The 1,589-nt window shown below is 26.6% G+C and carries 1 protein-coding gene; it reads left to right on the forward strand.

The window, feature by feature from the left end; translation table 11 throughout:
• The first annotated feature begins 186 nt into the window (after window positions 1–186).
• Entirely contained in the window at window positions 187–1,299 is a 1,113-nt protein-coding gene (locus tag U881_RS0101765; RefSeq protein WP_024653059.1) for a hypothetical protein, read from the forward strand.
• Window positions 1,300–1,589 lie beyond the last annotated feature (290 nt).

The following is a 1,589-nucleotide window of genomic DNA, read 5'->3' on the forward strand; positions in this document are numbered from 1 at the left end:
TTTACTTTACTCATAACACTTTAACCTTCTTAGTTAACAATAAGTTAACAAAAATTAATTTTGTTTAACATAAACTTTATAACAAAACACGAAACTTTACAAAAGAAATAAAAATTCAAAAGTATATATATACGGAATCAAATAACTAATATATAATGAAAACACTTAAAATAAGGAGAATATTATATGACAAAATGTATAAAACACTCGTTACTGTGTAATTTACTACTACTTTTTTGTTGCAGTACAAATGCTGCAAAAAATACTGAAGATTCAACACATCAAACAAGAACAAATGCTGTAAAAAATACTGAAGATTCAACACATCAAACAAGAACAAGTGTTGCAAAAAATCCTGAAGATTTAACACATCAACAAAGAACAGAAGAAAGTATTAAACCAAAATACAACCTTATATTAAAAGCAAAAAAATTCATAACAATGGCAAAAGAACTTATGCCATATAATGCAACAGAATTAGAAAGCTATTTAACAGAAGTAGAAAAAAACCCAAAATTAATAATAAACAAAACATCAAAAATGTTGACATCAAAAGCAATAACAATGATAACACCAATAATAGAACAACAAATAGCAAGACAAACAGAAAAAATAAAAGAATTACATAAAAGAATAAAAACACTATTATCAGACGGCCAAAACCCACAATCAAAAATATACCAAAGATTTGCAACACAAGAATACTCAGAATTATACCAAGAATACATATACCAATATATAATCTTAGAATCAGACGCAGAAACACACACAACAAAAACACAAAGTGACGAAGAAACCATAAGAAAATATGCAAAAGAAGTACAAAAATATTCAGAATTAGCAAAAAACACAGAAGCATTCGAGTCAATACAAGAATATACAATAAATGCAATAATATACGAAATGCTAGCAGAAATCCGTTACAAGATAATAGATATAGCAAGAGAAACATTACTCACAATGTACGTATCAGTACTATCAATAACAAATATGATAATATCAAAAATATATTTAACAGATTTTTATCAAAAAGTAGCAAAACCAAATGCACAAGAATATGTGCAAAAAGCAAAAACATACATACAAAAAGCAAAAAATGAAATGCAATACATAAAAAATTATGTATCACTAGCACAAAATTTAGCATTAGAATTCATAACAAGAGATACAACAGGAATCACACAAAAATATATTGAAGAAGCCTTAAGAAAAGATAAAGAAACCACAGACCAATATATAGAAAGAGCACAAAGATACTTAACACAAGCAGAAGAAAAATTAAAAGAGAAAAGGGAATAAATTAAAAGGCTATAAAAAGTAAAGGAAGTTGACTTTGTGTTAACTGTAAGTAAAAGATAAGTTAAGAGTGAAAGCATAGATTCTAGATGCTCTCATTGCAAAATTACAATCTACGAAAATAGGAAATAGGATATTTGGAGAGTAAAAATGTAAGTATTTGTTAAAGTTAACACAAAGTATCTAAGATATCTTGTGCTACAATACTTAAAAACATACTCCTAGCTAATTACAACCAATCCTCACACCATATTTCAAGTACAATGATAACCTTCAAAATTTGACTTAAGCTA

Origin of the sequence: Borrelia persica No12, assembly GCF_000500045.1 — a bacterium.
Lineage (GTDB): Bacteria > Spirochaetota > Spirochaetia > Borreliales > Borreliaceae > Borrelia > Borrelia persica.